Here is a 23561-nt window from a genome sequence, read left to right on the forward strand (position 1 = left end):
GCCCGCGCGAGTACCTGAGCCGACAGCGGCGCGCGAACCTCAGAACCGTCCGAGCCAACGACACGGACCAAAGACCTTCATCGACGTACTCCCAGCACGGTCACCCTGAGCTGCTCCCGCCGTCTCGCGACCCAGCCCGCTTCCGATCGGGTGAACCGAGAGAGACCGCAGCTTTGAAGGTCCCTCGCTATTGATCGTTTAACACCGGCTCGCCGCCATCAAGGGCGCCTACGGCGTGGCTTCGCCATGGTCGCGAACGCCCGCTACGTCAGGAGGATGGCATGTACCGGACCGGGAGATCAGCCCAACTAGATGGCGCTCTGGTCGGTCCACGAACTCGCCGAGGTCTACGGGCCGACCACGGCAAGGGCTGAAGATCAGGTCGTCAACGTCCACCGACAACGAGAAACGACGCTCACCAACGACAGACGTCTTCGCTGGTGAGCGCCGTTTCAGGTCAACTGACCTCAGCCCTGCTTGGTCTCCCAGAAGATCTTGTCGATCTCCGCGATCAGGTCGAGCAGTTCCTGGCCCTTCGCCGGGTCCATGGTGCCCTTGGTGCCCGCCGCCCCTGCCGCCTTCGTCGCGCGGTTGAACAGGTCGTGCAGTTGCGGGTACTTCTCGAAGTGCGGCGCCTTGAAGTAGTCCGTCCAGAGCACCCAGAGGTGGTGCTTGACCAGTTCGCTGCGCTGCTCCTTGATCACGACCGCACGCGCGCGGAACTCCAGGTCCTCGTTGGCCTGGTACTTCTCTTGGATCGCCTTGATGGACTCGGCTTCGATCCGGGCTTGTGCGGGGTCGTAGACCCCACATGGCAGGTCGCAGTGAGCGCTTGCCTCCAGCCGCGGGCGCACGAGCGCCCTGAGCGACGGCAGTCGCATGGGTGCCTCCCTGGCAGTTTGCGCCGACAATGGCGCACTATTCACTTACGGATGCTCCGACGATGTGGACCTTACTCGTGCGTGCCCCGCCTGGCAGTCGGAGGTGACTGGTGACCCACCCCTTGGGCTGGTGGCCCATGCGTTTCGTCACGGTCCGCGGCCCGTCCATGGCGCCCACGCTCAAGGACGGGGATGTCGTGCTCGTTCGCCGGGCCGCGAAGGCGAAACCCGGTGACGTCGTGCTCGTGCGATGGCCGGCCAGGCCGGGCCAGCTGTCCATCAAGCGGGTGGCAGGGCCCGGCTACTTCGTGGTGGGGGACAACCAGCTCGCGTCGACCGATTCACGCGAGCTGGGGATGGCCGAGGTGCTCGGGGTGATGGTCTACAAGCTGCGGTAGTGCGCGACGCAGGCGTCGTACGTCGGCAGCAGGCCTGCGGTCATCGCTTCGGCCAGCGTCGGTGCCTTGATGTCCTTGTCCGACAGGATCGGTTCGACGTCCGTCGGCCACGGCAACTTCAGCGCCTCGTCCAACGGTGTTATGCCGTGTTCCGCGCCCGGGTTGTAGCCGGTCGAGCAGAGGTAGCTCATCGCCGTGTCGTCCTCGAGCGCGACGAAGCCGTGCCCGATGCCTTCCGGCACATACAGAGCGCGGAAGTCCTTCGCGTCGAGCAGTACGGAGTCCCATTGGCCGAACGTCGGCGAGCCCACCCGGATGTCCACCACTACGTCCAGCATCGCCCCGCGCGGGCAGTAGACGTACTTCGCCTGCCCCGGCGGGGTGTCGGCGAAGTGGATCCCCCGGATCACCCCGCGGCTGGAGACGCTGTGGTTGGTCTGCCCGAGCCGCATCGGGTGGCCGACCGCTTCGGCGAACACGTCGCCCTGGAACGGGGCCGCGAACAGCCCCCTGGAGTCCTCGAAGCTGCGAGGGGCGAACTCGAAGACACCTGCGATGGACAATTCGCGAACCTGCATGGGGCAAGAGTCTATGTAGCCAACTTGACCGATCGTGAGGGGCTCCGCCTGCGATCTTGTGTACAAACCGGACGGACGTCTTGCGAAAAGGGTGGCTGACGTGCGGAAATCACGGTGAAAACTGTGATCCCCACCGCAGACACCCCGATGGGTTGCTGCCACACTGGGGGGACCGCAGCGTCCGCGGTTGCCCCGTCCAACCAGCGGATGGGCGCGACCGGGCGGTCGACGCACCCGGACGATCGGCGCCACCGCGCTCGATTCCGGCGTCGCTCCCGTACCCCTCCTGACTTCGAGGACGCCTCCTGTGACTGCAATGGACGAAGAATTGGCCAAGCCGGTGACCGACGACGAGATCTTCCGCGCGCACGAGGGCGGGAAACTCGACATCGGAGTGCCCCGGCCGATTTCCGATCCGCGCACGCTGGCCATCGCGTACACCCCCGGTGTCGCCAAGGTCAGCCTGGCCATCGCCGAGGACCCAGCCGTCGCACGCACCCACACCTGGACGCACCGCCTGGTCGCGGTGGTCAGCGACGGGACCGCCGTGCTGGGGCTCGGCGACATCGGCGCGGCCGCGTCCCTTCCGGTGATGGAGGGCAAGTCCGCCCTGTTCAAGACCTTCGGCGGGCTCAACTCCATCCCGCTGGTGCTCGACACCACCGACGTCGACGAGATCGTCGAGACGCTGGTGCGGCTGCGACCGTCGTTCGGTGCGGTCAACCTCGAGGACGTCTCGGCGCCCCGTTGCTTCGAACTCGAGGCCAAGCTGATCGAAGCCCTTGACTGCCCGGTGATGCACGACGACCAGCACGGCACCGCCGTGGTCGTGCTCGCCGCGTTGCGCGGTGCCGCAACGTACACCGGCCGTCAGCTGAAGGACCTGCGCGTGGTCGTCGCCGGTGCGGGCTCGTCCGGCATCGCCTGCGCGAAGATCCTGATCCTCGCCGGTGTCGGCGAGGTCACGCTGCTCGACTCGCGCGGCATCATCCACGAGGGCCGCGACGGGCTGAACCCGTACAAGGTCGAGATGGCGAAGGTCACCAACGCCAGTGGCCTGCGCGGTGGTATCGCCGAGGCGCTGCGCGGTGCCGACGTGTTCCTCGGGCTGTCGTCCTCCCAGGTGCCGGAGGAGTTGATCGCCACGATGGCACCGAACGCCAGTGTGTTCGCACTGTCCAATCCGGACCCGGAGGTCCACCCGGACGTCGCGCGCAAGTACGCGGCGGTGGTGGCGACCGGCCGCAGCGACTTCCCGAACCAGATCAACAACGTCTCGGCCTTCCCCGGCATCTTCCGCGGCGCGCTCGACGCGGGCGCCACGCGGATCACCGAGAACATGAAGCTGGCCGCGGCCGAGGCGATCCACGCGGTCGCGCTCGACGAGTTGGACGCCGACCACATCATGCCCAGCGCGTTGGACCCGCGTGTGGCGCCTGAGGTGGCGCAGGCGGTGGCGGCTGCCGCGGTGCGGGACGGTGTCGCACCGAAGCCGGTCTGATCACCTGGTCGGCGCAGCGATCGTCACAGCCAGGGATTGATTGTTCACAGCAGGGCGGTAGCCTGATCGCGCGGCGGGAGGTACGTGTCCAGGATGGCGCTCGGCCCGCCCCAAGGTGTGGCGCGGGAAGGGTGGCACCGTGGCCGAACTGGTCGAGCCTGCTGGATCGGCGCGTGAGTCGGCGGTTTCCGATTCACCGGACGCCGAGGCGGGCTGGGTCCGTTGTTCGGATGGCCTGGTGGTGCAGGCCAACCTGGGTGCGGCTCTGCTCGCGGGCGTCGACGTCCCGGACGAGCTGATCGGCCAGTCGCTGGCCGGTCTGCTCGCCGAGGACGGGGCCGGTCAGCGGGTGCTCCGCCCGGACGGCACGTCGGTGGCGGTCACGGCATTGCGGCTGGACCAGGGCTGCGGCGTGACCGTGGTGGTCTTCGCCCCGCCGACCGGCGACGGCCGGTTCGGGGCCGACGAGTTCACCCGGATCCAGCGGGTGGCGGGCCTCGGCAGCTTCGTGCACGACGTGGCCGAGGGCCGCACGTACTACAGCGAACCGCTCAACGAGCTGCTCGGCGTCACCAAGGAAGAAGGGGACGCCGAAGCGGAATTGCTGTTCCGGACCCATCCGGAGGACCTGCCCGCGGTGATCGAGTTCCGCGAGCGGCTGCTCGACTCCCGCGACGGCCTGCCGATCGAGCTGGAGCTGCGGGAACGCGACACCGACCGGGTCTTCCTGGTCCGCGCCCAGCCGGAGTTCGACGAGCAGGGCATGCCGTGCCGGGTGCGCGGCATCGTGCAGGACATCACCAAGCTGCGCGCGCCCGGACGGCAGCGCGCGCTGGACCGCAGGCTGTTCGAGGACGCCCAACGCGTGGCCCTGCTCGGCACGTGGGCGTGGAACACCTCCACAGGCGAGTGCGTGTGGTCGTCGATGCTGTACGAGCTGTTCGGCGTCGAAGAACGCACCATGATGGCGTATGACGATTACCTGAAGTACGTACATCCGGACGACCGCGCCTGGGTGGACCGGACCTGGCGGCAGCTCGCGGACTCCGGTGACCCGGTCGTCTGCGAGTACCGCGTGATCCGCCCGGACGGCTCGATCCGCGTGCTGCGCTGCCGTGGCGCGTCGTTCGCGGGCCGCAAAGAGGGCCCGGTGATGGTCGGCACCGCACAGGACGTGACCGAGCAGCGGTCCACCGAAAGCCGGATGCAACGCTCCAGCAAGCGGTTTCTCGACCTGGTGGCGATCGCCCCGGTCGGCATCGCGCTGTTCGACCCGGACGAGCGCCTGGTCGACGCCAACGACGCGTTGTGCAAGCTGCTCGGAACGAATCTCGAGCGGCTGCGTGGAACGACCGCGGAGCGGCTGACCCATTCGGACCACGACCCGAAGGCCCGGTTGGAGGCAGGCCAGCGCGTCCTGGTGACGGCGTCGGGCGAGCCCGTCTACTGCGAGCTCAGCGTGGTGTCGTCGGTCGCCGACGACGGCCGCCGGTTCTGGCTGGTCGTCTTCCAGGACGTCACCGAACGGCGGCGTGCCGCCGAGCTGCTTCGCCACCAGGCCACCCACGACGACCTCACCGGCCTGCCCGGCCGGGCCGCGGTGAACGAACTGCTCACCGATCTGCTGTCGGCGCCGTGCGCGCGGGACGTCGCCCTGTTGTTCTGCGACGTCGACAACTTCAAGCGGGTCAACGATTCCCTCGGGCACGACGCCGGGGACGAGTTGCTGATCGCGTTGGCGCGCCGTCTCGAGGACGGCCTGCCTCCGGGGTGCACGGCCGCACGCATGTCCGGCGACGAGTACGTGGTGATCTGCTCCGACCAGAACGAGGTCGGCGGTGTCGACGAGTTGGCCAACAAGGTCGCGCACCTGTTCCGGACCGCGGTTCCCGTGCGGGGCCAGCTCTTGCGGGTGTCCGCGTCGGTCGGCGCCGCCGTGCCGAGCGGCCCGGAGACCACCGGCGCCGACCTGCTCAGGTTCGCCGACGCGGCCATGTTCGAGGCGAAAAGGCGTGGCGCCGGAAGGGTTTCACTCGCCAACGCGGCCCTGATCGCGACCGCGGACAGCCAGATGTACCTGGAAGGCCAGCTGCGCGAGGCACTCGGCAACGACGGCCTTGTCCTGCACTACCAACCCGTCGTCGGGGTGGACGGCACGATCCTGACAGCGGAGGCGCTGGTCAGGTGGCCGCACCCGGACCGCGGCATGCTGAACCCCGGGCAGTTCCTGCCGGTCGCCGAGCAAGGCGACCTGCTGCGTGACCTGGACCGCTGGGTGCTGCGCACCGCGTTGCGGGAGGCCAAGTCGTGGCCGGAGGTGGCTTCGCCCGGAACTCGGGGACACCGCGTCTCGGTCGCGATCAACCTCGCCGGGCTGGTGCCGGGCGACCCCGAGTTCGTCGACGTGGTGGCGACCGCGATCGCGGGATCCGGCGTGGAGTGGGAACGGGTCGTGCTCGAACTGGTCGAGACCAGCTTCGTCGACCTGCCGTCCCGCAGCCGCACCGCCATGGCCGACCTGGTCTCGCGCGGTGTCCGGTTCGCTGTGGACGACTTCGGCACCGGCTACTCGTCGCTGGCGAGGCTCAAGGACCTGCCCGCGCAGATCATCAAGGTCGACCGCAGGTTCGTCGCGGGAATCGGCACGGACCCGTCCGACTTCGCGGTCGCTCGAGCGGTGGTCGACCTGACCAGGGCGATGGGCCGGACGTGCGTGGCGGAGGGCGTCGAGACCGACACCCAGTTCAACGCGCTGCGCGACATCGGTGTCGAGGCGTATCAGGGCTGGTTGATGTCCCGTGCGGTGCCCGCCGAAGAGTTCCGCGAACTGCTGCGCCTCGGTCCGTTGCGGGTCCCGCCACCGCCGCTGCCGTAATCGTCCTGTAACGCTGCGCGAGCTGGCCGGATGCTGGAATTCCGTGCCGTTGTCGGTACCTCGGGATAGGGTCGTTGAAGAATTGAGGCGGCCGGCAGGAGGCCGCCGCGACGACAGGGGCCCCGGTGATCGAGTTCCGGGACGTGACCAAGCAGTATCCCGACGGGACAGTCGCCGTCGACAAGCTGAACCTGACCGTGGACGCGGGAACCATAACCGTGTTCGTCGGGCCGTCCGGATGTGGCAAGACGACGTCGCTGCGGATGGTCAACCGCATGATCGAGGCCACGTCGGGCACGATCCTGATCGACGGCAAGGACATCAAGGACTCCGCGCCCGCGTCGCTGCGCCTCGGCATCGGCTACGTGATCCAGCAGGCCGGGCTGTTCCCGCACCGCACGGTGCTGGACAACGTCGCCACCGTGCCGCTGCTGTCCGGTTGGGACAAACGCAAGGCGAGGTCGAGGGCGGCCGAACTGTTGGAGACAGTCGGGTTGCCCGCGGAGATGGGCAAGCGCTACCCGGTCCAGTTGTCCGGTGGCCAGCAGCAGCGCGTCGGCGTGGCGCGCGCGCTCGCGGCCGACCCGCCGATTCTGCTGATGGACGAACCGTTCAGCGCGGTCGACCCGGTGGTGCGGGAGGACCTGCAGAACGAGTTGCTGCGGTTGCAGGACGAACTGGACAAGACGATCGTGTTCGTCACACACGACATCGACGAAGCCGTCCGGATCGGTGAGAAGGTGGCCGTGTTCCGCAAGGGCGGCGTGCTGGCGCAGTACGGCACACCGGCGGACGTGTTGCGCTACCCGGCGGACGAGTTCGTGGCGAGCTTCGTCGGCCGTGACCGCGGCTACCGTGGACTGTCCTTTCTGGAGTCATCGGGGATCGCGGTCGACCAGGTGCCGACCACGACCGTCGGCCAGCCGGTCGCCGGCCCGGTGGCGGAGTGGGTACTGGTGCTCGACGCGAACGAGCACCCGTGCGGCTGGCTCCCGCCGAACACCACAGTGGACGGGCCACTCGGCTCGGATTCCCTGGTGGCAGGCGGATCCCTCTACACCACCGGCACGCCGCTGCGCGGCGCGCTGGACGCGGCGCTGTCCTCACCGGCCAGTCGCGGTGTGGTGGTCGACGAGGACGGCAAGTACGTCGGCGTGATCACCGCGCGCCAGGTCCTCGATCTGATCGAGGGGCACCCCGAGTCCGTGGGCAAACCATGAACTGGTTGTCCAACAACTTCGACAAGGTCATCGACCCGCTCGGTCCCCACCTGGTGATCTCGTTGCTGCCGGTGCTGTTCGGCCTGCTGATCTCGATCCCGCTCGGCTGGGTGGCCAACCGGTGGCCGATCGCCCGCGCGATCCTCGTGCCCGCGGCGGGAATCCTGTACACGATCCCGTCGCTGGTGCTGTTCCTGGTGCTGCCGCCCCTGCTCGGCACCAAGGTGCTGGACGAGATCAACGTGATCGTGGCGTTGACGATCTACACGGTCGCGCTGCTCGTCCGCTCGGTCGCGGACGCGCTCGCCGCCGTCCCGCCGCACGTGATCGCCGCGGCGAACGCGATGGGCTACCGGCCGGTGCGCCGCTTCTTCGGGGTGGAACTGCCGTTGGCCGTGCCCGTGCTGATCGCCGGTCTGCGGGTGGCGACCGTGTCGAACATCAGCCTCACGAGTGTCGCGGCGATTCTGGGTGTGCCGCAGCTCGGTGGGCTGTTCACCGACGGGTTCTCGGTGGAGAACTACGACGAGATCGTCATCGGGATCGTGCTGATCTTCCTGCTCGCGATGATCTTCGACGGCCTGTTGCTGCTGATCGGCAGGCTGCTCACGCCGTGGGCGCGGGCCGGGCGAGCGGTGGAGGCGGCCAAGTGAACAGTTTCGGCAACGCCTTCGACTGGTTGTTCGCGCCCCAGCAGTGGTCGGGCCCGACCGGCATTCCCACCCGCGTGCTCGAACACCTCGGGTACACGGCGCTGGCCGTGCTGCTCGGCCTGGTGATCGCGGTACCGATCGGCATGGTGATCGGGCACAGCGGCAAAGGCGGGTTCCTCGTCGGTGTCGTCAACGCACTGCGCGCCATCCCCGAGCTCGGTCTGTTGATCCTGCTGGTGCTGCTGATGGGCATCGGCCTGCTGCCGGTCACGCTCGCCCTCGTCGTGCTCGCGATCCCGCCGCTGCTGGCGGGAACGTACTCCGGGATCAGGAACGTCGATCCGTCCGTTGTGGACGCCGCGCGCGGGATGGGCATGAAGGAAGGCCGCATCCTGCTGAGCGTCGAACTGCCGAACGCGTTGCCGCTGATCCTCGGTGGTCTGCGCGCGGCGACGCTGCAGGTGCTCGCGACGGCGACGATCGCCGCGTACGTCTCGCTCGGCGGGCTCGGCCGGTACGTCATCGACGGGCTGTACCTGCGCGACTTCGCCCAGACGCTCGGCGGCACGATCGTGATCGCCGTCGTCGCCCTGGCTATCGAGGGGCTGCTGATCCTGCTACAGCGGCTCGTCGTGTCCCGCGGCCTGCGCCGCACCCCGACCCGCCGACGGGACCGCAAGGTCCAGCCGGCGGAACTAGCAGTTGAAACCGCATGAGGAGAGAACAACGATGAAGCGCACACTCGCCGGGCTGGCGACCGCCGTCGCGGCGGCGCTCATGCTCACTGCATGCGGCGGTTCGTCCGACCCGCTGGCAGGCAACAACAACGCGACCGGGCAGCCCGCGCCGACCGACACGATCATCGTCGGCTCGGCGAACTTCGCCGAAAGCAGGCTGTTGGCGGAGATCTACGCACAGGCGTTGTCCGCCAAGGGCGTGAAGGTCGACAAGAAGCTCGGCATCGGCAGCCGCGAGACGTACTACCCCGGCCTGCAGGACGGCTCGATCGACCTGGTCCCGGAGTACACCGGCACCCTGTTGACCTACCTGGACAAGAAGGCGACAGCGACCAGCCCCGACGACGTCTACGAAGCGTTGAAGAAGACGCTCCCGCAGACCCTGACGGTGCTGGACAAGGCAGCGGCCGAGGACAAGGACGCCGTGGTCGTCACCAGGGAGACGGCGGACAAGTACAAGGCGAAGTCGATCGCGGACCTGGCCCCGCACATGGGTGAGATCACCTTCGGCGGACCGCCGGAGTTCCAGCAGCGCGTGCAGGGGATCCCCGGCCTGAAGGAGAAGTACGGGCTGACCTTCAAGGAGTACAAGGCGCTTGAGCCGGGACCGATCACGACGAAGGCGTTGAAGGACGGCAACATCCAGGCGGCGGACATCTTCACGACGGATGCCGCGATTCCGGCGAACGGGTTCGTCGTGCTGGAGGACCCGAAGAACCTGTTCGCGGCGCAGAACGTGATCCCGGTCGTCAACGCGAAGAAGGCCAGTGACCTGGTGAAGACGACGCTGAACAAGGTCTCGTCCAAGTTGGACACCAAGATCCTGCTGGAGTTGAACGGGAAGCTGGCTTCTCCGGACAAGCCGGATGCTTCCAAGGTCGCTCAGGAATGGCTGGCTTCAGCCGGTATCTGACCCCTATCTTCGGCAACCAATGTGGCCTTTGTTGCGTTTGACGCAACAAAGGCCACATTGGTTGCACGGGGGTCAGGGGGTGAAGTCAGTGAGGTGATCGCGGGCCCACTCGCGGAAGGTTTTCGCTGGCCTTCCGGTTACCTCTTCCACTGTGGGCACTATGGGTTCCGGGTTCTCGACCATGGACGCCCATGCCTCCAGGGCGCTGTCGACCAGGGGTTCGGGCCAGCCGCTTACGAGCATCCTTGCTCGTGCCTCTTCTGGGGTTTCTTCTTCGAGGCGCAGGTCTTTTCCGGTTACCTCACCGATGATCTTCACCTGGTCGAACTGGGTCACCAGTTCGGGGCCGCTCAACGTGTATCGCGCGCCCACGTGCTTGTCTGTCAGCAGTGCTTGTACTCCTACTGCTGCCATGTCGTGTTCGTGGATGTGTGGGCGGGACATGTCGCCGAACGGGGTCCTGACCACTCCGTGCGTCTTGATGTCGTCGGCCCAGTGCAGTGCGTTGGCGGCGAAGCCCGTCGGCTGGAGGAATGTCCACTCCAGGCCTGTCTGTTCGATCAGTTCTTCCGCTTCCCTTGCCCATTCCGGTGCTCCGGCCGAGGACAGGTACACGATTCGCTTCGCTCGCTCGGCGATCGCATCGAGGACCTCGCCCAAACCTTCGGTGTGGAAGAACGGCCAGACCAGGAACACCTTGTCCACGTCGGTCAGCGCCGCGCGCACACTGTCCACATCGGTCAGGTCGCCGCCTGTCGTCCGGGAGAACGGCCTGACCGTCTCTTCACGCAGTTGGGACACGATCTGTCCGCCCACACTTCCGGTCGCACCGGTCACCAGGATCGTCATGGGTTCACCGTGCATCCTCAACCTAGGTCGAGGTCAACCTCGTCCGCCGACCCTCGTGGTCATCTCGGCCGCCACCCTGCGGACCTCCACCGCCAGGTCCGGCCAGGTCTCGCCGCACTCGGCCGGAGATTCGCCGGGGCATTCGTGGCGGAAGGTCGCGCTGATCGCCGCGATGGGTCGGCCGCCGTGGTCGAAGATCGGCGCGGCCACGGAGGCGAACCCGGGGGTCACGTAGCCGTCCTCCACCGCCCATCCCTGCCGTCGTTCCGCTGTCAGTACCCGGCGCAACGACGGCAGGTCGCGGGGGCCTCGATCCGTTCGCGACACGAAACTGTCCTTGCTGGGAAACAGGGCCCTGACCTGCGCGGGCGGTAGGTGCGCCAGCATCGCGCGGCCGGACGCGGGGAGCTGCGCCGGGAGTCGTACGCCGACCGACGTGACCAGCGACTGGGGGTGAGACGGCTGCTCGCGCACCACGTACAGCGTCTCCGCGCCGTGCAGCACGCCAAGATGGCCGGTATGTCCGACTCGGTCGGCGAACCGGCGCAGCAACGGCCGGGCGAGTCGTTCCAACGGGTCCTGGCGCAGGTAGGCCGAGCCCACCTCGAACGCGGTCACGCCCAGGCCGTACCGCTGTTCCTCCGGCAGGTGCGTCACGAACCCGGCCTCGGCCAGTTCGGCCAGCAGGTGGTATGTGGTCGAGCGCGGCAGGCCCAGCTCACGGGCCACGGTGGCCGCCGACACCGGCCCCGGGCGTCCCGCGATCAGCCGGAGCACGGCGAGGCCGCGCCGCAGAGCGGGCACGTCCGAGCTCGTCACCACAGGTGCCACGCTATCCGGCGAATGTCTGGGATACCAGACACTAAGGGCTGTCGCCGGGTCGTGCCGAGGTGATCGACGCGGTGTGATGACCCCATGGCAGAACCGGTAGCCCTGGGTCTCACCCCGATCAGCCGCGCCGACGTGGTCGCGGTCGCTCGTGATGGCGTAGGCGTTCGTCTGACCGACGACGCCCTGCGCGCCGTGGCGCAGTCGCGCGAGCACATCGAACGGCTGGCGTCACGCCCTGAACCGACCTACGGCGTCTCCACCGGCTTTGGCGCGCTCGCGGTCCGCCACATCCCACCGGTACGGCGGACCGCGCTGCAACACGCCGTGGTGCGCTCGCACGCGGCAGGCGCCGGGCCCGAGGTGGAGACGGAAGTCGTCCGCGGCCTGATGCTGCTGCGGCTGCGCACCCTCGCGATGGGCCACAGCGGCGTCAAACCATCCACAGTGGAAGCGCTGGCCGGGATGATCAACGCGGGCATCGTCCCCGTCGTCCAGGAGTACGGCTCGCTGGGTTGTTCCGGTGACCTCGCCCCGCTGTCCTCGATCGCGCTCGCGTTGACCGGCGAGGGCGACGTCCGGGTCGACGGCGTGCTGCGGCCCGCGGCCGAGGCGCTGCGGGACGCCGGGATCACCCCGGTCGAACTGGCCGAGAAGGAAGGCCTCGCGCTGATCAACGGCACTGACGGCATGCTCGGCATGCTGACGATGGCGTGCGCCGACCTGCGCGGACTCATGAAGGTCGCGGACCTCACCGCGGCGATGAGCATCGAGGCCCTGCTCGGCACCGACCGTGTCTTCCAGGCCGAACTGCACGCCCTGCGCCCACACCCCGGGCAGGGTGAGTCCGCGAAGCGGATAGCCGAGATCCTGGCCGACTCCGAGATCGTCGCGAGCCACCGTGGCCCGGACTGCACCCGTGTGCAGGACGCGTACTCGTTGCGTTGCTCGCCGCAGGTGCACGGCGCCGCGCTGGACACCATCACGCACGCCGAACTCGTCGCCGACCGCGAGTTGGCGTCCGCAGTGGACAACCCGGTCGTCCTCGCCGACGGCCGCGTCGAGTCCAACGGCAACTTCCACGGCGCGCCGATCGCGTACGTGCTGGACTTCCTCGCGATCCCGGTCGCCGACGTGGCCAGCATGGCCGAGCGGCGCACCGACCGGATGCTGGACGTGGCCCGCTCGCACGGACTGCCCGCGTTCCTCGCCGACGACCCCGGCGTGGACTCCGGGCACATGATCGCCCACTACACGCAGGCCGCCGTGGTCGCCGAGCTCAAGCGGCTGGCCGTGCCCGCGTCGGTCGACTCGATCCCGACCAGCGCCATGCAGGAGGACCACGTCTCCATGGGCTGGGCGGCCGCGCGCAAGCTGCGCAAGTCCGTCGACGGCCTGACCACGGTCCTCGCGATCGAACTGCTCACCGCGGCACGCGCGCTCGACCTGCGTGCCCCGCTCAAGCCCGCGACGGCGACCGCCGCTGCTGTCGCGGCTCTGCGTACCCGTGTTCCCGGGCCTGGGCCGGACCGGCACCTCGCGCCCGAAATCGCCGCCGCCGAAGAACTGATCCGCTCTGGAGGCATCAAGTGACCGTACGGGCCACCACCGGCACCGCACTGACCGCGAAGAGCTGGGCGACCGAGGCCCCGCTGCGCATGCTGCACAACAACCTGGACCCGGACGTCGCCGAACGCCCGGACGACCTGGTGGTCTACGGCGGCACGGGCAAGGCCGCGCGGGACTGGCCGAGCTTCAACGCGATCACCCGTGAGCTGACCGAGCTCAACCAGGACGAGACGCTGCTGGTGCAGTCCGGCCGCCCGGTCGGTGTGATGCGCACCCACGAGTGGGCGCCGCGGGTGCTGATCGCCAACTCCAACCTCGTGCCGGACTGGGCGAGCTGGCCGGAGTTCCGCAAGCTCGAGGCCGCCGGGCTGACCATGTACGGCCAGATGACCGCCGGTTCGTGGATCTACATCGGAACCCAGGGCATCCTGCAGGGCACGTACGAGACCTTCGCCGCGATCGCCAACAAGAAGTTCGGCGGCTCGCTGCGCGGCACCCTGACCGTGACCGCCGGTCTCGGCGGCATGGGCGGCGCGCAGCCGCTGGCCGTGACCATGAACGACGGCGTCGCGCTGGTGATAGAGGTCGACCCGCACCGCGCCCAGCGCCGGCTGGAGACCCGTTACCTCGACGAACTCGCGTCCGATTTGGACGACGCGATCCGCAGGGTGGAGACGGCCAAGCGCGAGCGGCGGCCGTTGTCGGTCGGCGTGGTCGGCAACGCCGCCGAGGTGCTGCCCGAGCTGCTGCGCCGGGGCGTCGATGTCGACATCGTCACCGACCAGACCTCCGCGCACGACCCGCTGATGTACCTGCCCAAGGGCGTCGAGCTGGAGGACTGGGCGGACTACGCGGCCAAGAAGCCGGACGAGTTCACCGACCGGTCCCGTGACTCGATGGCCGAGCACGTCGACGCCATGCTGGGCTTCCTGGACAAGGGCGTCGAGGTGTTCGACTACGGCAACTCGCTGCGTGGCGAGGCCAAACTCGGCGGCTGCGAACGCGCCTTCGACTTCCCCGGCTTCGTGCCCGCGTACATCCGGCCGCTGTTCTGCGAGGGCAAGGGCCCGTTCCGCTGGGCCGCGCTGTCCGGTGACCCGAAGGACATCGCCGCGACCGACCGGGCCATCCTCGAGCTGTTCCCGGAGAACGAGTCGTTGGCCCGCTGGATCAAGATGGCGGGCGAACGCGTCGAGTTCCAGGGCCTGCCCGCCCGGATCTGCTGGCTCGGCTACGGCGAACGGCACCTCGCGGGCCTGAAGTTCAACGAGATGGTGGCCAGCGGCGAGCTGTCCGCGCCGGTCGTCATCGGCCGTGACCACCTCGACTGCGGCTCGGTGGCCTCGCCGTACCGCGAGACCGAGGGCATGGCCGACGGCTCGGACGCGATCGCCGACTGGCCGCTGCTCAACGCCATGGTCAACACCGCATCCGGCGCCACGTGGGTGTCCATCCACCACGGCGGCGGCGTCGGCATCGGCCGGTCGATCCACGCCGGACAGGTGACTGTCGCGGATGGAACGGAACTGTCCGCCCAGAAGATCGAACGGGTGCTCACCAACGATCCGGGTATGGGCGTTATCCGCCATGTGGACGCCGGATACGACCGTGCGGCGGAAATCGCCGAATCACGGGGTGTGCATATTCCGATGACCCGGGCATGATCCTCTCATGAGTACGGCGACGGAGTTGCTGACCGCGATCAAGGACGTCGGAACGGACCCCTCGCGCGGCGGGTATTCCAGGCACGGCTTCGACGCCCCGGAACTCGAACTGCGCGAGTGGTTCACCGCCGAGGCCGCCAGGCGCGGCCTCGGCGTCGAGGTCGACCGCAACGGCAACATCTGGGCGTGGTGGGGCGAACCGGGACCGAACGCGCTGGTCACCGGCAGCCACCTGGACTCGGTGCCCGGCGGAGGTGCCTTCGACGGCCCGCTCGGCGTCGTGTCCAGTCTCGCCGCGGTGGACCTGCTGAAGGCGAAGGGGTTCAAGCCGGACCGGCCGCTCGCCCTGATGGTGTTCGCCGAGGAGGAAGGCGGCCGGTTCGGCCTCGCCTGCCTCGGCTCCCGGTTGCTGACCGGGGCGACCACGGCCGAGACGGCGTTGAACCTCAAGGACCGCGAAGGCGACACGTTCGCCGACGCGGTGAAAGCCGCGGGCCTCGACCCGGCCAGGATCGGCAAGGACGAGGAAGCCATCGCGCGGATCGGCCAGTTCGTCGAGTTGCACGTCGAGCAGGGCCGTGGGCTGGTCGACCTGAACGCGCCGGTCGGTGTGGCCACGTCGATCCTGGCGCACGGCCGGTGGCGGTTCCGGTTCACCGGCGAGGGCAACCACGCCGGGGCCACCCCGATGGGCTCCCGGCGCGACCCGATGCTGCCCGCGTCGCAGCTGATCCTCTCCGCCAGGTGGGCGGCGTCCAGTGTGGACGGGGCGCGGGCCACGGTCGGCCGGATCGAGCCGATTCCCGGCGGCACGAACGTGATCGCCTCGTCGGTGGACGTCTGGCTCGACGCGCGCGCCCCCAACGACGGCCGCACCCGTGCGGTCGTGGAGCGGATCACCGCCGCGGCCAAGCAGGCGGCCAGGGACGAGGGCTGCGAGCTCGTCGTGACCGAGGAGTCCTATGGGGACGCGGTGCACTTCGACTCGTCCCTGCGCGACGACCTGGTGGCCGCGCTCGGCAACGTACCCGCGCTGCCAACCGGTGCCGGGCACGACGCCGGGATCCTGGCTGAGCACGTGCCGACGGCGATGTTGTTCGTGCGCAACCCGACCGGCGTGAGCCACGCGCCAGCCGAGCACGCGGAGGCCGACGACTGCGAAGCCGGTGTCGACGCGCTGGCGAAGGTGCTGGAGAAGTTGGCCACCGAAGCATGAGGTATTGGTGTGAGCACGCCTGGCTGGACTCGCCAGGCGTGCGGTCCAGCGTCCTGGTCGACGTGACCGACGGCAAGATCACCGCTGTGGTGCCGGATTCGCCGTGTCCGCCGGACGCGCACCGGCTGACCGGCCTGGTGCTCCCTGGTTTCGCCAACGCGCATTCGCACGCGTTCCACCGTGCCCTGCGTGGCCGGACACACGCGGACGGCGGCACGTTCTGGACGTGGCGCACGGGCATGTACGAGCTGGCCGGGAAACTGGACCCGGACAGTTACCTGAAGCTGGCGACCGCGGTGTACGCCGAGATGGCGCTGGCCGGGGTGACCTGTGTCGGCGAGTTCCACTACGTGCACCACGCACCGGGCGGGAAGCCCTACGCCGACCCGAACGCGATGGCGGAGTCGCTGCGGCAAGCTGCGTCCGACGCGGGAATCCGCGTGACCCTGCTCGATACCTGTTATCTGGCAGGCGGAATCGACCAGCCGCTGACCGACGAGCAGCTCAGGTTCTCGGACGGTTCGGTGGACGCCTGGGCTTCGCGTGTGTCGTCGCTGCGCTCCGATTCGGTGTTGCTCGCGGGCGCCGCGATCCATTCGGTCCGTGCTGTGCCGCGATCGGTGTTGCCTTCGCTGGTTTCGGCGTGGCCGACCGGTCCATTGCACGTGCACCTGTCCGAGCAGCCTGCTGAGAACGAGGCTTGCATTGCCGCGTACGGCCTGACGCCCACCGAGCTGTTGGCGGAAGCGGGTGCGCTTTCCCCGCGTACCACGGCCGTTCACGCGACCCACTTGACCACCAAGGACATCTCGTTGCTGGGATCGTCGGGGACAGGTGCGTGTTTCTGTCCGACGACCGAGGCGGATCTGGCTGACGGGATCGGCCCCGCGCGTGAGCTCGTCGACGCGGGCAGCCCGCTTTCCCTTGGCAGCGACCAGCACGCGGTGATCGACCCGCTGCTGGAAGCCCGTGCCGTGGAACACGGCGAACGACTGCGCACCGGGCAGCGCGGCCGGTTCACACCAGAAGAGCTGTACACGGCCATGACGGCACACGCCGGTCTCGGCTGGCCTGCCGGGTACGCGGACCTGGTGGCGATCTCACTCGACACACCGCGGACTGCCGGGTGCCTGCCGTCGCAGGCGATGCTGGTGGCCACCGCATCGGACGTGCACACGGTCGTGGCAGGCGGCCGGGTGATCGTCGAGGACGGACGCCACCGGGTGGGCGACGTGGGGCAGCTGCTGGCCGAGGCGATTGAGGAGTTGTGGCGATGAGTGTGCTGCTCACCGGGATCGGCGAGCTGACGACGAACGACGACGAACTGGGCACGCTGCACGACGCGGCGCTGGTGCTGGACGGGGCGTCGGTGGTCTGGGCAGGCCCGGCGGCCGATGCCCCCGCGGCGGACTCGGCCGTCGACCTGGCAGGCAGGGCCGTGTTGCCCGGCTGGGTGGACAGCCACACCCACCTGGTCTTCGCGGGCGACCGGACAACGGAGTTCGCCGCCCGAATGGCCGGACAGCCCTACCGCGCGGGCGGGATAGCGGTGACGGTCGACGCGACCCGCTCGGCGTCCGACGCGGACCTGACCGCCGTGATAAGTCGACATGTAGCCGAAGCGGTATCCCAAGGCACGACGTACATCGAAACGAAGACCGGCTACGGCCTGGACGTACCGAACGAGCTCCGCTCTGCGATCCTGGCATCGGGTCAGGTCGACGAGGTCACGTTCCTCGGCGCGCACCTGGTGCCAACGGGCTGGGACGCGGACTCCTATGTGGACCTCGTCTGCGGCGAGATGATCGAAGCCGTCGCGCCGCACGTGCGCTGGATCGACGTCTTCTGCGAGACAGGCGCGTTCGACGGGCCGCAGTCCCGCGCTGTGCTTGAGGCAGGCAGGAAGCACGGCCTGGGCTTGCGCGTGCACGGCAACCAGCTGGACTACGGCCCCGGGGTGCACCTCGCCGTCGAGATGAACGCGGCTTCGGTGGACCACTGCACGTACCTGACCAAGTCCGACGTCGAAGACCTGGCCAGCTCGGAGACGGTCGCGACCTTGCTGCCCGCCTGTGACCTGTCGACTCGTCAGCCCTTGCCGGACGCGCAGGCGCTGCTGAACGCGGGTGCGACGGTGGCGTTGGCGTCGAACTGCAACCCGGGGTCGTCCTACACCACGTCGATGGCTTTTTGCGTTGCCATAGCGGTGCTACAGATGCGGATGAGTGTTGCCGAGGCGGTGCGTGCCGCCACATGGGGCGGTGCTCGGGCTTTGCGGCGCGAGGACGAGATCGGGATCATCCGGCCCGGGAGCCGTGCGGACATCCACGTGCTGGACGCGCCGTCGATCACGCACCTGGCTTACCGCCCGGGCGTTCCGTTGACGTATGCCGTGTGGCGCAAGGGCGAACGCGTCAGGTAGTGGCGAGCAGGATCATTTCCTTCGCCGGCGCCGTGCCGGTGGCCCGGCGCTCCAACAGGATGAGCCCGGCGTAGCAGTGCAGCAACAGGTCGGCGGTGACTGTCCGGCCATGCTCCCTGGCCTCTGCGACGAGACACAACGCAGCGATCCGCAATGCGCTGGCGCGCTTGGCCGTGAGCTCCTGCTGCTGTTTGAACACCGAGGTCGCGGACTCGGCGAACTTGCGTCCCACTGTTTGGGCCCATGGCGTCGGCGGGAGGTTCGCCTCGCCGCACACGTCGTAGCGCGCCGCGGTACTTGGCGCATCGCCCGACCCTCCGGGGCCCGCGAGGCGGTGGTGGTGCCATGTGGTGCCAGGCGTGGTGTCGCCATGGTGTCGCCTCTGACCTGCGAAAACGCAACTTGGTGCCATGAAAGGGTTGCAATGGTGTCATCGTGGTGCCATAGTTAGTGCCATGGACCTCACCCCCTACGTCGAGAACCTCCGGGCCGAACTGGCGACCGCTGCCGAGGCAGGTGGGGCGGAGGCCCGGGCGCTGGCCGAGCGACTCACCGCGCCGCTGGACTCGGCGACCCGGCTGACGCTGCTTGATGCCCTGTCGGCGGCCGCGGCGGAGATCACCCGTGATCTCCTGCCCGGATCGGTCGAGGTCCGGCTGCGTGGGCGGGACCCCGATTTCGTGGTGGTGCCACCTGTGGTGCCAGACGAGGCGGAACCGGAGCCCGTGCCCGTCCCGGTGGCCCTCGCCGACGAGGCCGCCACCGCCCGGATCAACTTCCGGCTCCCCGAGCAGCTCAAACAACGCGTCGAACAAGCCGCCAACCGGGACGGGGTGTCGATCAACGCATGGCTCGTGCGGGCCGTCGCCACGATGGTCGACGCCGATGGTGCCACCAGGAAGCGCTCTCGCGATTCGTGGGACGGACAGAGTTTCTCCGGCTGGGTCCGCTAACCGACCGAATCACTGAAAGGAAATGCTGTCATGACTGTTTTCCAGACCCCGGAACCCATTGCCGTCACGCTCGAGATGTCGGTCGGCGAGGCCCGCGTCTACGCCAGCGACCGCGCCGACACCGTGGTCGAAGTCCGCCCGCAGCACGAATCCAGTAGCAACGACCGGAAGGCGGTCGAGAAGACCGTTGTCGAGTACTCGAACGGCCGACTGCTGATCAGGACGCCGAAGGCGCCGATCGTCGGCAAGGGCGGCACCGTCGACATCACCATCGAGGTGCCGACGGGCAGCAGGTTGAGCGGAGACAGCCAGGTCGTCGACCTCCGTGTCGAAGGACGTCTCGGCGAGGTGCGGTATAAGGCGCAGCACGGCGGCGCGCGGTTCGAGCACACAGGCCCGTTGAACGTCGACACCGGGCACGGAAACCTGGTCGTCGGCCAGGTGGCCGGGCACGCCGACCTGCGGACCGGTTCCGGCGACGTCAACCTCGGCAAGGTCGACGGCACCGCGGTCGTCAAGAACACCAACGGCCACATCAGGATCGGTGACGTCACCGGTGAACTGCGGGTGACCGCAGGCAACGGCACCGTCGAGGTCGAGTCGGCGTCAGCCGGGGTGACGGTCAAGAACACGCATGGCGACATCCGCGTCGGTGAGGTGGTGCGCGGTACGGCGACGCTGACCACCAACCACGGTGGCGTGGAAGTCGGTGTCCGCCAGGGAACCGCCGCCTGGCTGGAGCTCAAGACCAAGCACGGCAAGGTCCGCAACAGCCTGGATGCCGCCGACGCCCCGGCGCGGAACGAGGACACCGTGGAAGTCCGTGTGCACACCGGATTCGGCAACATCACCATTCACCGCGCAGCCTGATCTCCTTTCATCGCGGTTCTTTCTTTTCCCACAACGAATTCGCACCGGGGCAGAAGTGTGCCTCGAGAAGCCGACCAAGCGCTTGCTACAACACTGCTACCAGTGAGGAACCATGAAACTCGCGATCAACGCGGCCGGACTGCGCAAGTCCTACGGCGACAAGGTCGTGCTCGACGGCATCGATCTGCGGGTCGCCGAGGGAACGATCTTCTCCCTGCTCGGCCCGAACGGGGCGGGCAAGACCACGACCGTGCAGATCCTGTCGACGTTGCTGACCGCCGACGGCGGCCAAGCCGTTGTGGCAGGCCATGATCTGTCCGTCAACCCGAGCGGTGTACGCGGCTCGATCGGCGTCACCGGCCAGTTCTCCGCGGTGGACACCATGCTCACCGGGGAGGAGAACCTGCTGCTGATGTGCGACCTGCACCACCTGTCCAAGGCGGAGGGCCGCAGGCGCACGGCGGAACTGCTCGAGCAGTTCGACCTGGTCGAAGCGGCCCGCAAGACACCGATGCAGTACTCGGGCGGGATGCGCCGCAGGCTCGACCTGGCGATGACGCTCACCGGCGCGCCCAGGATCATCTTCCTCGACGAGCCGACCACCGGCCTCGACCCACGCAGCCGCCGCACGATGTGGGACATCATCCGCCAGCTCGTCAAGGACGGCGTGACGATCTTCCTCACCACGCAGTACCTGGAGGAAGCCGACCAGCTCGCCGACCGGATCGCCGTGCTCAACGGCGGCAAACTGGTCGCGGAGGGCACGGCCGACCAGCTCAAGCGGATGATCCCCGGCGGGCACATCCGGCTCCAGTTCACCGGCGTACCCCAGCTGGACTACGCGGCCCACCTGTTCGGCAACGCGTCCCGCGACGACGACACGTTGACGTTGGACGTGCCGTCCGACGGCGGTGTGCACTCGCTGCGGTCGTTGCTCGACCACCTTGACCACAACAGGATCGACGTCGCCAGCCTGTCGGTCCACCTGCCCGACCTCGACGACGTCTTCTTCGCCCTGACCACAAAGGACGGTGTCCGGTGAGCAGCATCGCTCTGGCCGTGCGTGATTCCGCCACGATGTTGCGCCGCGACTTCACGCACTCCCGGCGCAACCTGATGATGACCCTCAGCGGGATCGCCGTGCCGGTGTTCATGATGCTGCTGTTCGTCGGCGTTTTCGGCGGTGCGTTCGGCACTTCCGGCTCGGGCAGCGAGTACATCGACTACCTGGCACCGGGGATCATCATCATGGCCGCGGGTGCGGGTTCGGCCGCGACCGCGATCAAGATCTGCCAGGACATGGCGGAAGGCATCATCTCCAGGTTCCGCACGATGGACATCGCCCGCTCGTCCATCCTGATCGGACAGGTGATCGGCAGCGTGGTCCGCACGGTCGTCAGCGGCGCGCTGGTGATCGGAGTGGCGCTCCTGCTCGGGTTCAGCCCGCGGGCGAGCTTCGGCGACTGGCTGGCCGTGCTCGGCGTGTACGTCCTGCTGACCTTCGCGGTCACCTGGCTGGCCGTGGGATTCGGGCTGAAGGCGGCGACCGTGGCCGGTGCCAACAGCCTGTCGCTGATCCTGCAGTTCCTGCCGTTCATCAGCAGCGCCTTCGTGCCGACCGGCTCGATGTCCGGCCCGGTCCGCTGGTTCGCCGAGAACCAGCCCTACACGCCGGTCATCGAAACCGTCCGCGGCCTGCTGATGGGAACCCCGATCGGCAACAGCGCCGCCCTCGCCGTCGGCTGGTGTGTCCTGCTCAGCATCGTCGGCTACCTCTGGTCTCGCAAGCTGTACAACCGCCCACGCGCCAGCTGACCCGAGGGGAGAGGAGCGCCCCCTTGTCCGCAACGGGCAAGGGGGCGTTTGACCTGCCGAGTACAAAGGGTGCATGCGATTATCTGGGGTATTGATCTTGATTGTGGCTGTGTGGCTGGGTTTCGTGACACCGGTTTCGGCAGGCGTTGTTCGGTACGAGGGTGAGATCGACGGCGCGAAGTACCGGGTGATGGTCCCGTCCAACTGGAACGGCACCTTGGTCCTGTGGAGCCATGGCACGTACGGGTCCGCGCCGAGCCGGATCGCGTTGACGTCACAACCGGCGACCGAGGACTACCTGCTGGCGCGCGGGTACGCGTTGGGGGCGTCCAGTTTCCGGACCGTCGTCGGCTGGTCGATCGAAGACGGGCTGCGCGACCAGGTGAAACTGCTCGACTGGTTCAAGCGCACGATCGGCCACCCGCGCCGCACCATTTCGGCCGGTGAGTCGGTCGGCGGGATGACCGCGACCGCGCTCGCCGAGCGCAATCCTCAGTGGTTCGACGGAGTCATGGCGTTGTGCGGCCCGTTCGCGGGCGGCATCGCGTTCTGGAACACCAACCTGGACCTGATGTTCGCGCTGCGCACCTTGCTCGACGCGGACTTCGACCTCGTCCGGATCCGTGACCCGCAGGCCAACCAGACCAAGGTGTTCACCCTGATCGACGGAGCCATGAAGGGCGACAAGGCGACACGGGCCAGGGTCGCGCTGGCCAGTGCGCTCGCCGACCTGCCCGGCTGGTTCGACCCGACCAAGCCGCGCCCGACCTCTCTCGACGAGCAGGTCGACTGGCTGGGTTTCTGGGCCCGGTACTACAAATCCGGCACTGCGGGCGTCGCACGGTCCGATATGGAGCGTTGGGCCGGTGGAAACCCGAGCTGGAACACCGGTGTCGACTACCGGACAGTTCTGGCCCGGTCGAGCGAATTCGGTCTGGTCAAACAGGTTTACGCCGCCGCGGGCCTGAACATCGACAAGGACCTCGATCGGCTGGCGCAGGCGCCGAGGGTCACGCCGGACCCGAAGGCGGTCGGGTACCTGGCGCGAACCAGCGTCCCGTTCGGCGTGAACCCCTGGCCGGTGGTGACCCTGCACAACGTCGCCGACGGCGCCACACCGCTGTCGAACGACCGCGTGTACGCCGACAGGGTGTGGAACCCGGACAACCTGCGGCAGTACCAGATCAACCGCCCGGGTCACTGCACCTTCACGGCGTCCGAGGAGATCACGGCCTTCCAGTCGCTGATCCGACGGCTGGACAGCGGGCGCTGGTCTGCGACCGATCCGGCGTCACTCAACACCGCGGCAAGCGGTCACGGGCCGGAAGCACAGTTGATCTTCAGCCAGCTGACTGACGAATTCCTGCCAGCCCGACCGGCGTTCGCGCCGCACAGACCTGGCTCGTTCCCCCGGGCCTAGTCGTCGAGATCGTCGTCGTCGCGGGCGAGGTACGTGGCGAGGCGTTCGATGGCCTCTTCGTAGTCGGGGTTGGCGTCGACGAAGGCGCGGAGCTTCTCCGACAGCCAGCCGAGAGTGACCTCCTCGTCGCCACGGCGCCCTTCGAGCTCCTCGATGCCACGGTCAGTGAAGTACATGCGGTTTCTCCATACAACAAAGC

The 23561-nt window shown here is 68.3% G+C and carries 23 protein-coding genes; 17 read left to right on the top strand and 6 right to left on the bottom strand.

Features of this window, described 5'->3' with window-relative positions; all coding sequences use genetic code 11:
• Window positions 1-467: 467 nt before the first annotated feature.
• A complete protein-coding gene (gene sodN / locus ALI144C_RS14165; protein ID WP_054295443.1) occupies window positions 468-881 on the bottom strand; it encodes a superoxide dismutase, Ni in 414 nt (137 codons plus the stop codon).
• Between the two features lie 110 nt (window positions 882-991).
• On the opposite strand from sodN, the gene ALI144C_RS14170 reads away from it, so the two are divergent.
• Window positions 992-1279, top strand: a complete 288-nt coding sequence (locus ALI144C_RS14170; RefSeq protein WP_237774134.1) for a S26 family signal peptidase — start codon at window positions 992-994, stop codon at window positions 1277-1279.
• On the opposite strand, the gene rfbC is transcribed toward ALI144C_RS14170, so the two are convergent.
• Window positions 1264-1857, bottom strand: a complete 594-nt coding sequence (rfbC, locus tag ALI144C_RS14175; RefSeq protein WP_076987560.1) for a dTDP-4-dehydrorhamnose 3,5-epimerase — start codon at window positions 1855-1857, stop codon at window positions 1264-1266. The genes ALI144C_RS14170 and rfbC overlap by 16 nt on opposite strands.
• Before the next feature lie 316 nt (window positions 1858-2173).
• On the opposite strand from rfbC, the gene ALI144C_RS14180 reads away from it, so the two are divergent.
• The 6 genes from ALI144C_RS14180 to ALI144C_RS14205 all read left to right on the top strand — a co-directional run bounded on the left by ALI144C_RS14180 (window position 2174) and on the right by ALI144C_RS14205 (window position 9756).
• Window positions 2174-3358, top strand: coding sequence for an NAD(P)-dependent malic enzyme (locus ALI144C_RS14180; protein ID WP_076987561.1), 1185 nt, complete (start codon window positions 2174-2176; stop codon window positions 3356-3358).
• Between the two features lie 139 nt (window positions 3359-3497).
• Window positions 3498-6233: a bifunctional diguanylate cyclase/phosphodiesterase gene (locus tag ALI144C_RS14185; RefSeq protein WP_237774135.1), complete on the top strand. Its 2736-nt coding sequence runs from the start codon at window positions 3498-3500 to the stop codon at window positions 6231-6233.
• A 125-nt stretch (window positions 6234-6358) separates the two neighbouring features.
• Window positions 6359-7453 (top strand): ABC transporter ATP-binding protein, encoded by a 1095-nt coding sequence (locus ALI144C_RS14190; RefSeq protein ID WP_076987562.1) that lies wholly within the window; start codon window positions 6359-6361, stop codon window positions 7451-7453.
• On the top strand, window positions 7450-8106 hold the full coding sequence (locus ALI144C_RS14195; RefSeq protein ID WP_076987563.1) for an ABC transporter permease: 657 nt from the start codon (window positions 7450-7452) through the stop codon (window positions 8104-8106). The genes ALI144C_RS14190 and ALI144C_RS14195 overlap by 4 nt, the downstream gene beginning before the upstream one ends.
• Window positions 8103-8822, top strand: coding sequence for an ABC transporter permease (locus ALI144C_RS14200; protein WP_076987564.1), 720 nt, complete (start codon window positions 8103-8105; stop codon window positions 8820-8822). Before ALI144C_RS14195 ends, ALI144C_RS14200 begins: the two co-directional genes overlap by 4 nt.
• A 13-nt stretch (window positions 8823-8835) precedes the next feature.
• Complete coding sequence (locus ALI144C_RS14205; RefSeq protein WP_076987565.1) at window positions 8836-9756, top strand: ABC transporter substrate-binding protein; 921 nt, start codon at window positions 8836-8838, stop codon at window positions 9754-9756.
• Window positions 9757-9828: 72 nt separating this feature from the next.
• Here ALI144C_RS14205 and ALI144C_RS14210 read toward each other — a convergent pair whose 3' ends face one another.
• Together ALI144C_RS14210 and ALI144C_RS14215 are read right to left on the bottom strand one after the other, a co-directional pair.
• Window positions 9829-10605 (bottom strand): NAD(P)H-binding protein, encoded by a 777-nt coding sequence (locus ALI144C_RS14210; RefSeq protein ID WP_076987733.1) that lies wholly within the window; start codon window positions 10603-10605, stop codon window positions 9829-9831.
• Between the two features lie 33 nt (window positions 10606-10638).
• Window positions 10639-11427, bottom strand: coding sequence for an IclR family transcriptional regulator (locus tag ALI144C_RS14215; protein WP_076987566.1), 789 nt, complete (start codon window positions 11425-11427; stop codon window positions 10639-10641).
• A gap of 93 nt (window positions 11428-11520) precedes the next feature.
• On the opposite strand from ALI144C_RS14215, the gene hutH reads away from it, so the two are divergent.
• Genes hutH through hutI form a run of 5 tightly spaced genes read left to right on the top strand, consistent with a single transcriptional unit; the run spans window position 11521 to window position 18304 of the window.
• Window positions 11521-13026: a histidine ammonia-lyase gene (gene hutH, locus ALI144C_RS14220; protein WP_076987567.1), complete on the top strand. Its 1506-nt coding sequence runs from the start codon at window positions 11521-11523 to the stop codon at window positions 13024-13026.
• Window positions 13023-14666 (top strand): urocanate hydratase, encoded by a 1644-nt coding sequence (gene hutU / locus ALI144C_RS14225; protein WP_076987568.1) that lies wholly within the window; start codon window positions 13023-13025, stop codon window positions 14664-14666. Before hutH ends, hutU begins: the two co-directional genes overlap by 4 nt.
• Before the next feature lie 7 nt (window positions 14667-14673).
• Window positions 14674-15882 carry an allantoate amidohydrolase gene (locus ALI144C_RS14230; protein ID WP_076987569.1) on the top strand — a complete coding sequence of 403 codons (1209 nt, stop codon included), beginning with the start codon at window positions 14674-14676 and terminating at the stop codon, window positions 15880-15882.
• Window positions 15879-17159: a formimidoylglutamate deiminase gene (locus tag ALI144C_RS14235; protein ID WP_076987570.1), complete on the top strand. Its 1281-nt coding sequence runs from the start codon at window positions 15879-15881 to the stop codon at window positions 17157-17159. The genes ALI144C_RS14230 and ALI144C_RS14235 overlap by 4 nt, the downstream gene beginning before the upstream one ends.
• Window positions 17156-18304, top strand: coding sequence for an imidazolonepropionase (gene hutI, locus ALI144C_RS14240; protein WP_076987734.1), 1149 nt, complete (start codon window positions 17156-17158; stop codon window positions 18302-18304). The genes ALI144C_RS14235 and hutI overlap by 4 nt, the downstream gene beginning before the upstream one ends.
• On the opposite strand, the gene ALI144C_RS14245 is transcribed toward hutI, so the two are convergent.
• Window positions 18297-18536 carry a hypothetical protein gene (locus ALI144C_RS14245; RefSeq protein WP_076987571.1) on the bottom strand — a complete coding sequence of 80 codons (240 nt, stop codon included), beginning with the start codon at window positions 18534-18536 and terminating at the stop codon, window positions 18297-18299. The genes hutI and ALI144C_RS14245 overlap by 8 nt on opposite strands.
• Window positions 18537-18759: 223 nt before the next feature.
• Between ALI144C_RS14245 and ALI144C_RS14250 the strand changes: the two genes are divergently transcribed.
• From ALI144C_RS14250 to ALI144C_RS14270, 5 genes are all read left to right on the top strand, one after another.
• Window positions 18760-19257, top strand: coding sequence for a toxin-antitoxin system HicB family antitoxin (locus ALI144C_RS14250; protein ID WP_076987572.1), 498 nt, complete (start codon window positions 18760-18762; stop codon window positions 19255-19257).
• Window positions 19258-19287: 30 nt separating this feature from the next.
• Window positions 19288-20127 (top strand): DUF4097 family beta strand repeat-containing protein, encoded by an 840-nt coding sequence (locus ALI144C_RS14255; RefSeq protein WP_076987573.1) that lies wholly within the window; start codon window positions 19288-19290, stop codon window positions 20125-20127.
• 112 nt (window positions 20128-20239) lie between these two features.
• On the top strand, window positions 20240-21169 hold the full coding sequence (locus tag ALI144C_RS14260) for an ATP-binding cassette domain-containing protein (protein WP_076987574.1): 930 nt from the start codon (window positions 20240-20242) through the stop codon (window positions 21167-21169).
• The gene (locus ALI144C_RS14265; RefSeq protein WP_237774136.1) at window positions 21166-21942 is read left to right on the top strand and encodes an ABC transporter permease; all 777 of its coding nucleotides are present in this window, start codon (window positions 21166-21168) and stop codon (window positions 21940-21942) included. The genes ALI144C_RS14260 and ALI144C_RS14265 overlap by 4 nt, the downstream gene beginning before the upstream one ends.
• A 97-nt stretch (window positions 21943-22039) precedes the next feature.
• The gene (locus ALI144C_RS14270; protein ID WP_143230641.1) at window positions 22040-23362 is read left to right on the top strand and encodes a hypothetical protein; all 1323 of its coding nucleotides are present in this window, start codon (window positions 22040-22042) and stop codon (window positions 23360-23362) included.
• On the opposite strand, the gene ALI144C_RS14275 is transcribed toward ALI144C_RS14270, so the two are convergent.
• A complete protein-coding gene (locus ALI144C_RS14275) occupies window positions 23359-23538 on the bottom strand; it encodes a DUF6104 family protein (protein ID WP_076987576.1) in 180 nt (59 codons plus the stop codon). The genes ALI144C_RS14270 and ALI144C_RS14275 overlap by 4 nt on opposite strands.
• Between the last annotated feature and the right edge of the window lie 23 nt (window positions 23539-23561).

The organism is Actinosynnema sp. ALI-1.44 (assembly GCF_001984155.1).
Classification (GTDB): Bacteria; Actinomycetota; Actinomycetes; order Mycobacteriales; family Pseudonocardiaceae; genus Kibdelosporangium.

Coding starts and splice junctions, on each gene's coding strand:
- sodN (WP_054295443.1), bottom strand. CDS start 881: ATGCGACTGCCGTCGCTCAGGGCGCTCGTGCGCCCGCGGCTGGAGGCA.
- rfbC (WP_076987560.1), bottom strand. CDS start 1,857: ATGCAGGTTCGCGAATTGTCCATCGCAGGTGTCTTCGAGTTCGCCCCT.
- ALI144C_RS14180 (WP_076987561.1), top strand. CDS start 2,174: ATGGACGAAGAATTGGCCAAGCCGGTGACCGACGACGAGATCTTCCGC.
- ALI144C_RS14195 (WP_076987563.1), top strand. CDS start 7,450: ATGAACTGGTTGTCCAACAACTTCGACAAGGTCATCGACCCGCTCGGT.
- ALI144C_RS14205 (WP_076987565.1), top strand. CDS start 8,836: ATGAAGCGCACACTCGCCGGGCTGGCGACCGCCGTCGCGGCGGCGCTC.
- ALI144C_RS14210 (WP_076987733.1), bottom strand. CDS start 10,605: ATGACGATCCTGGTGACCGGTGCGACCGGAAGTGTGGGCGGACAGATC.
- hutH (WP_076987567.1), top strand. CDS start 11,521: ATGGCAGAACCGGTAGCCCTGGGTCTCACCCCGATCAGCCGCGCCGAC.
- ALI144C_RS14230 (WP_076987569.1), top strand. CDS start 14,674: ATGAGTACGGCGACGGAGTTGCTGACCGCGATCAAGGACGTCGGAACG.
- ALI144C_RS14235 (WP_076987570.1), top strand. CDS start 15,879: ATGAGGTATTGGTGTGAGCACGCCTGGCTGGACTCGCCAGGCGTGCGG.
- hutI (WP_076987734.1), top strand. CDS start 17,156: ATGAGTGTGCTGCTCACCGGGATCGGCGAGCTGACGACGAACGACGAC.
- ALI144C_RS14250 (WP_076987572.1), top strand. CDS start 18,760: ATGGACCTCACCCCCTACGTCGAGAACCTCCGGGCCGAACTGGCGACC.
- ALI144C_RS14255 (WP_076987573.1), top strand. CDS start 19,288: ATGACTGTTTTCCAGACCCCGGAACCCATTGCCGTCACGCTCGAGATG.
- ALI144C_RS14260 (WP_076987574.1), top strand. CDS start 20,240: ATGAAACTCGCGATCAACGCGGCCGGACTGCGCAAGTCCTACGGCGAC.
- ALI144C_RS14275 (WP_076987576.1), bottom strand. CDS start 23,538: ATGTACTTCACTGACCGTGGCATCGAGGAGCTCGAAGGGCGCCGTGGC.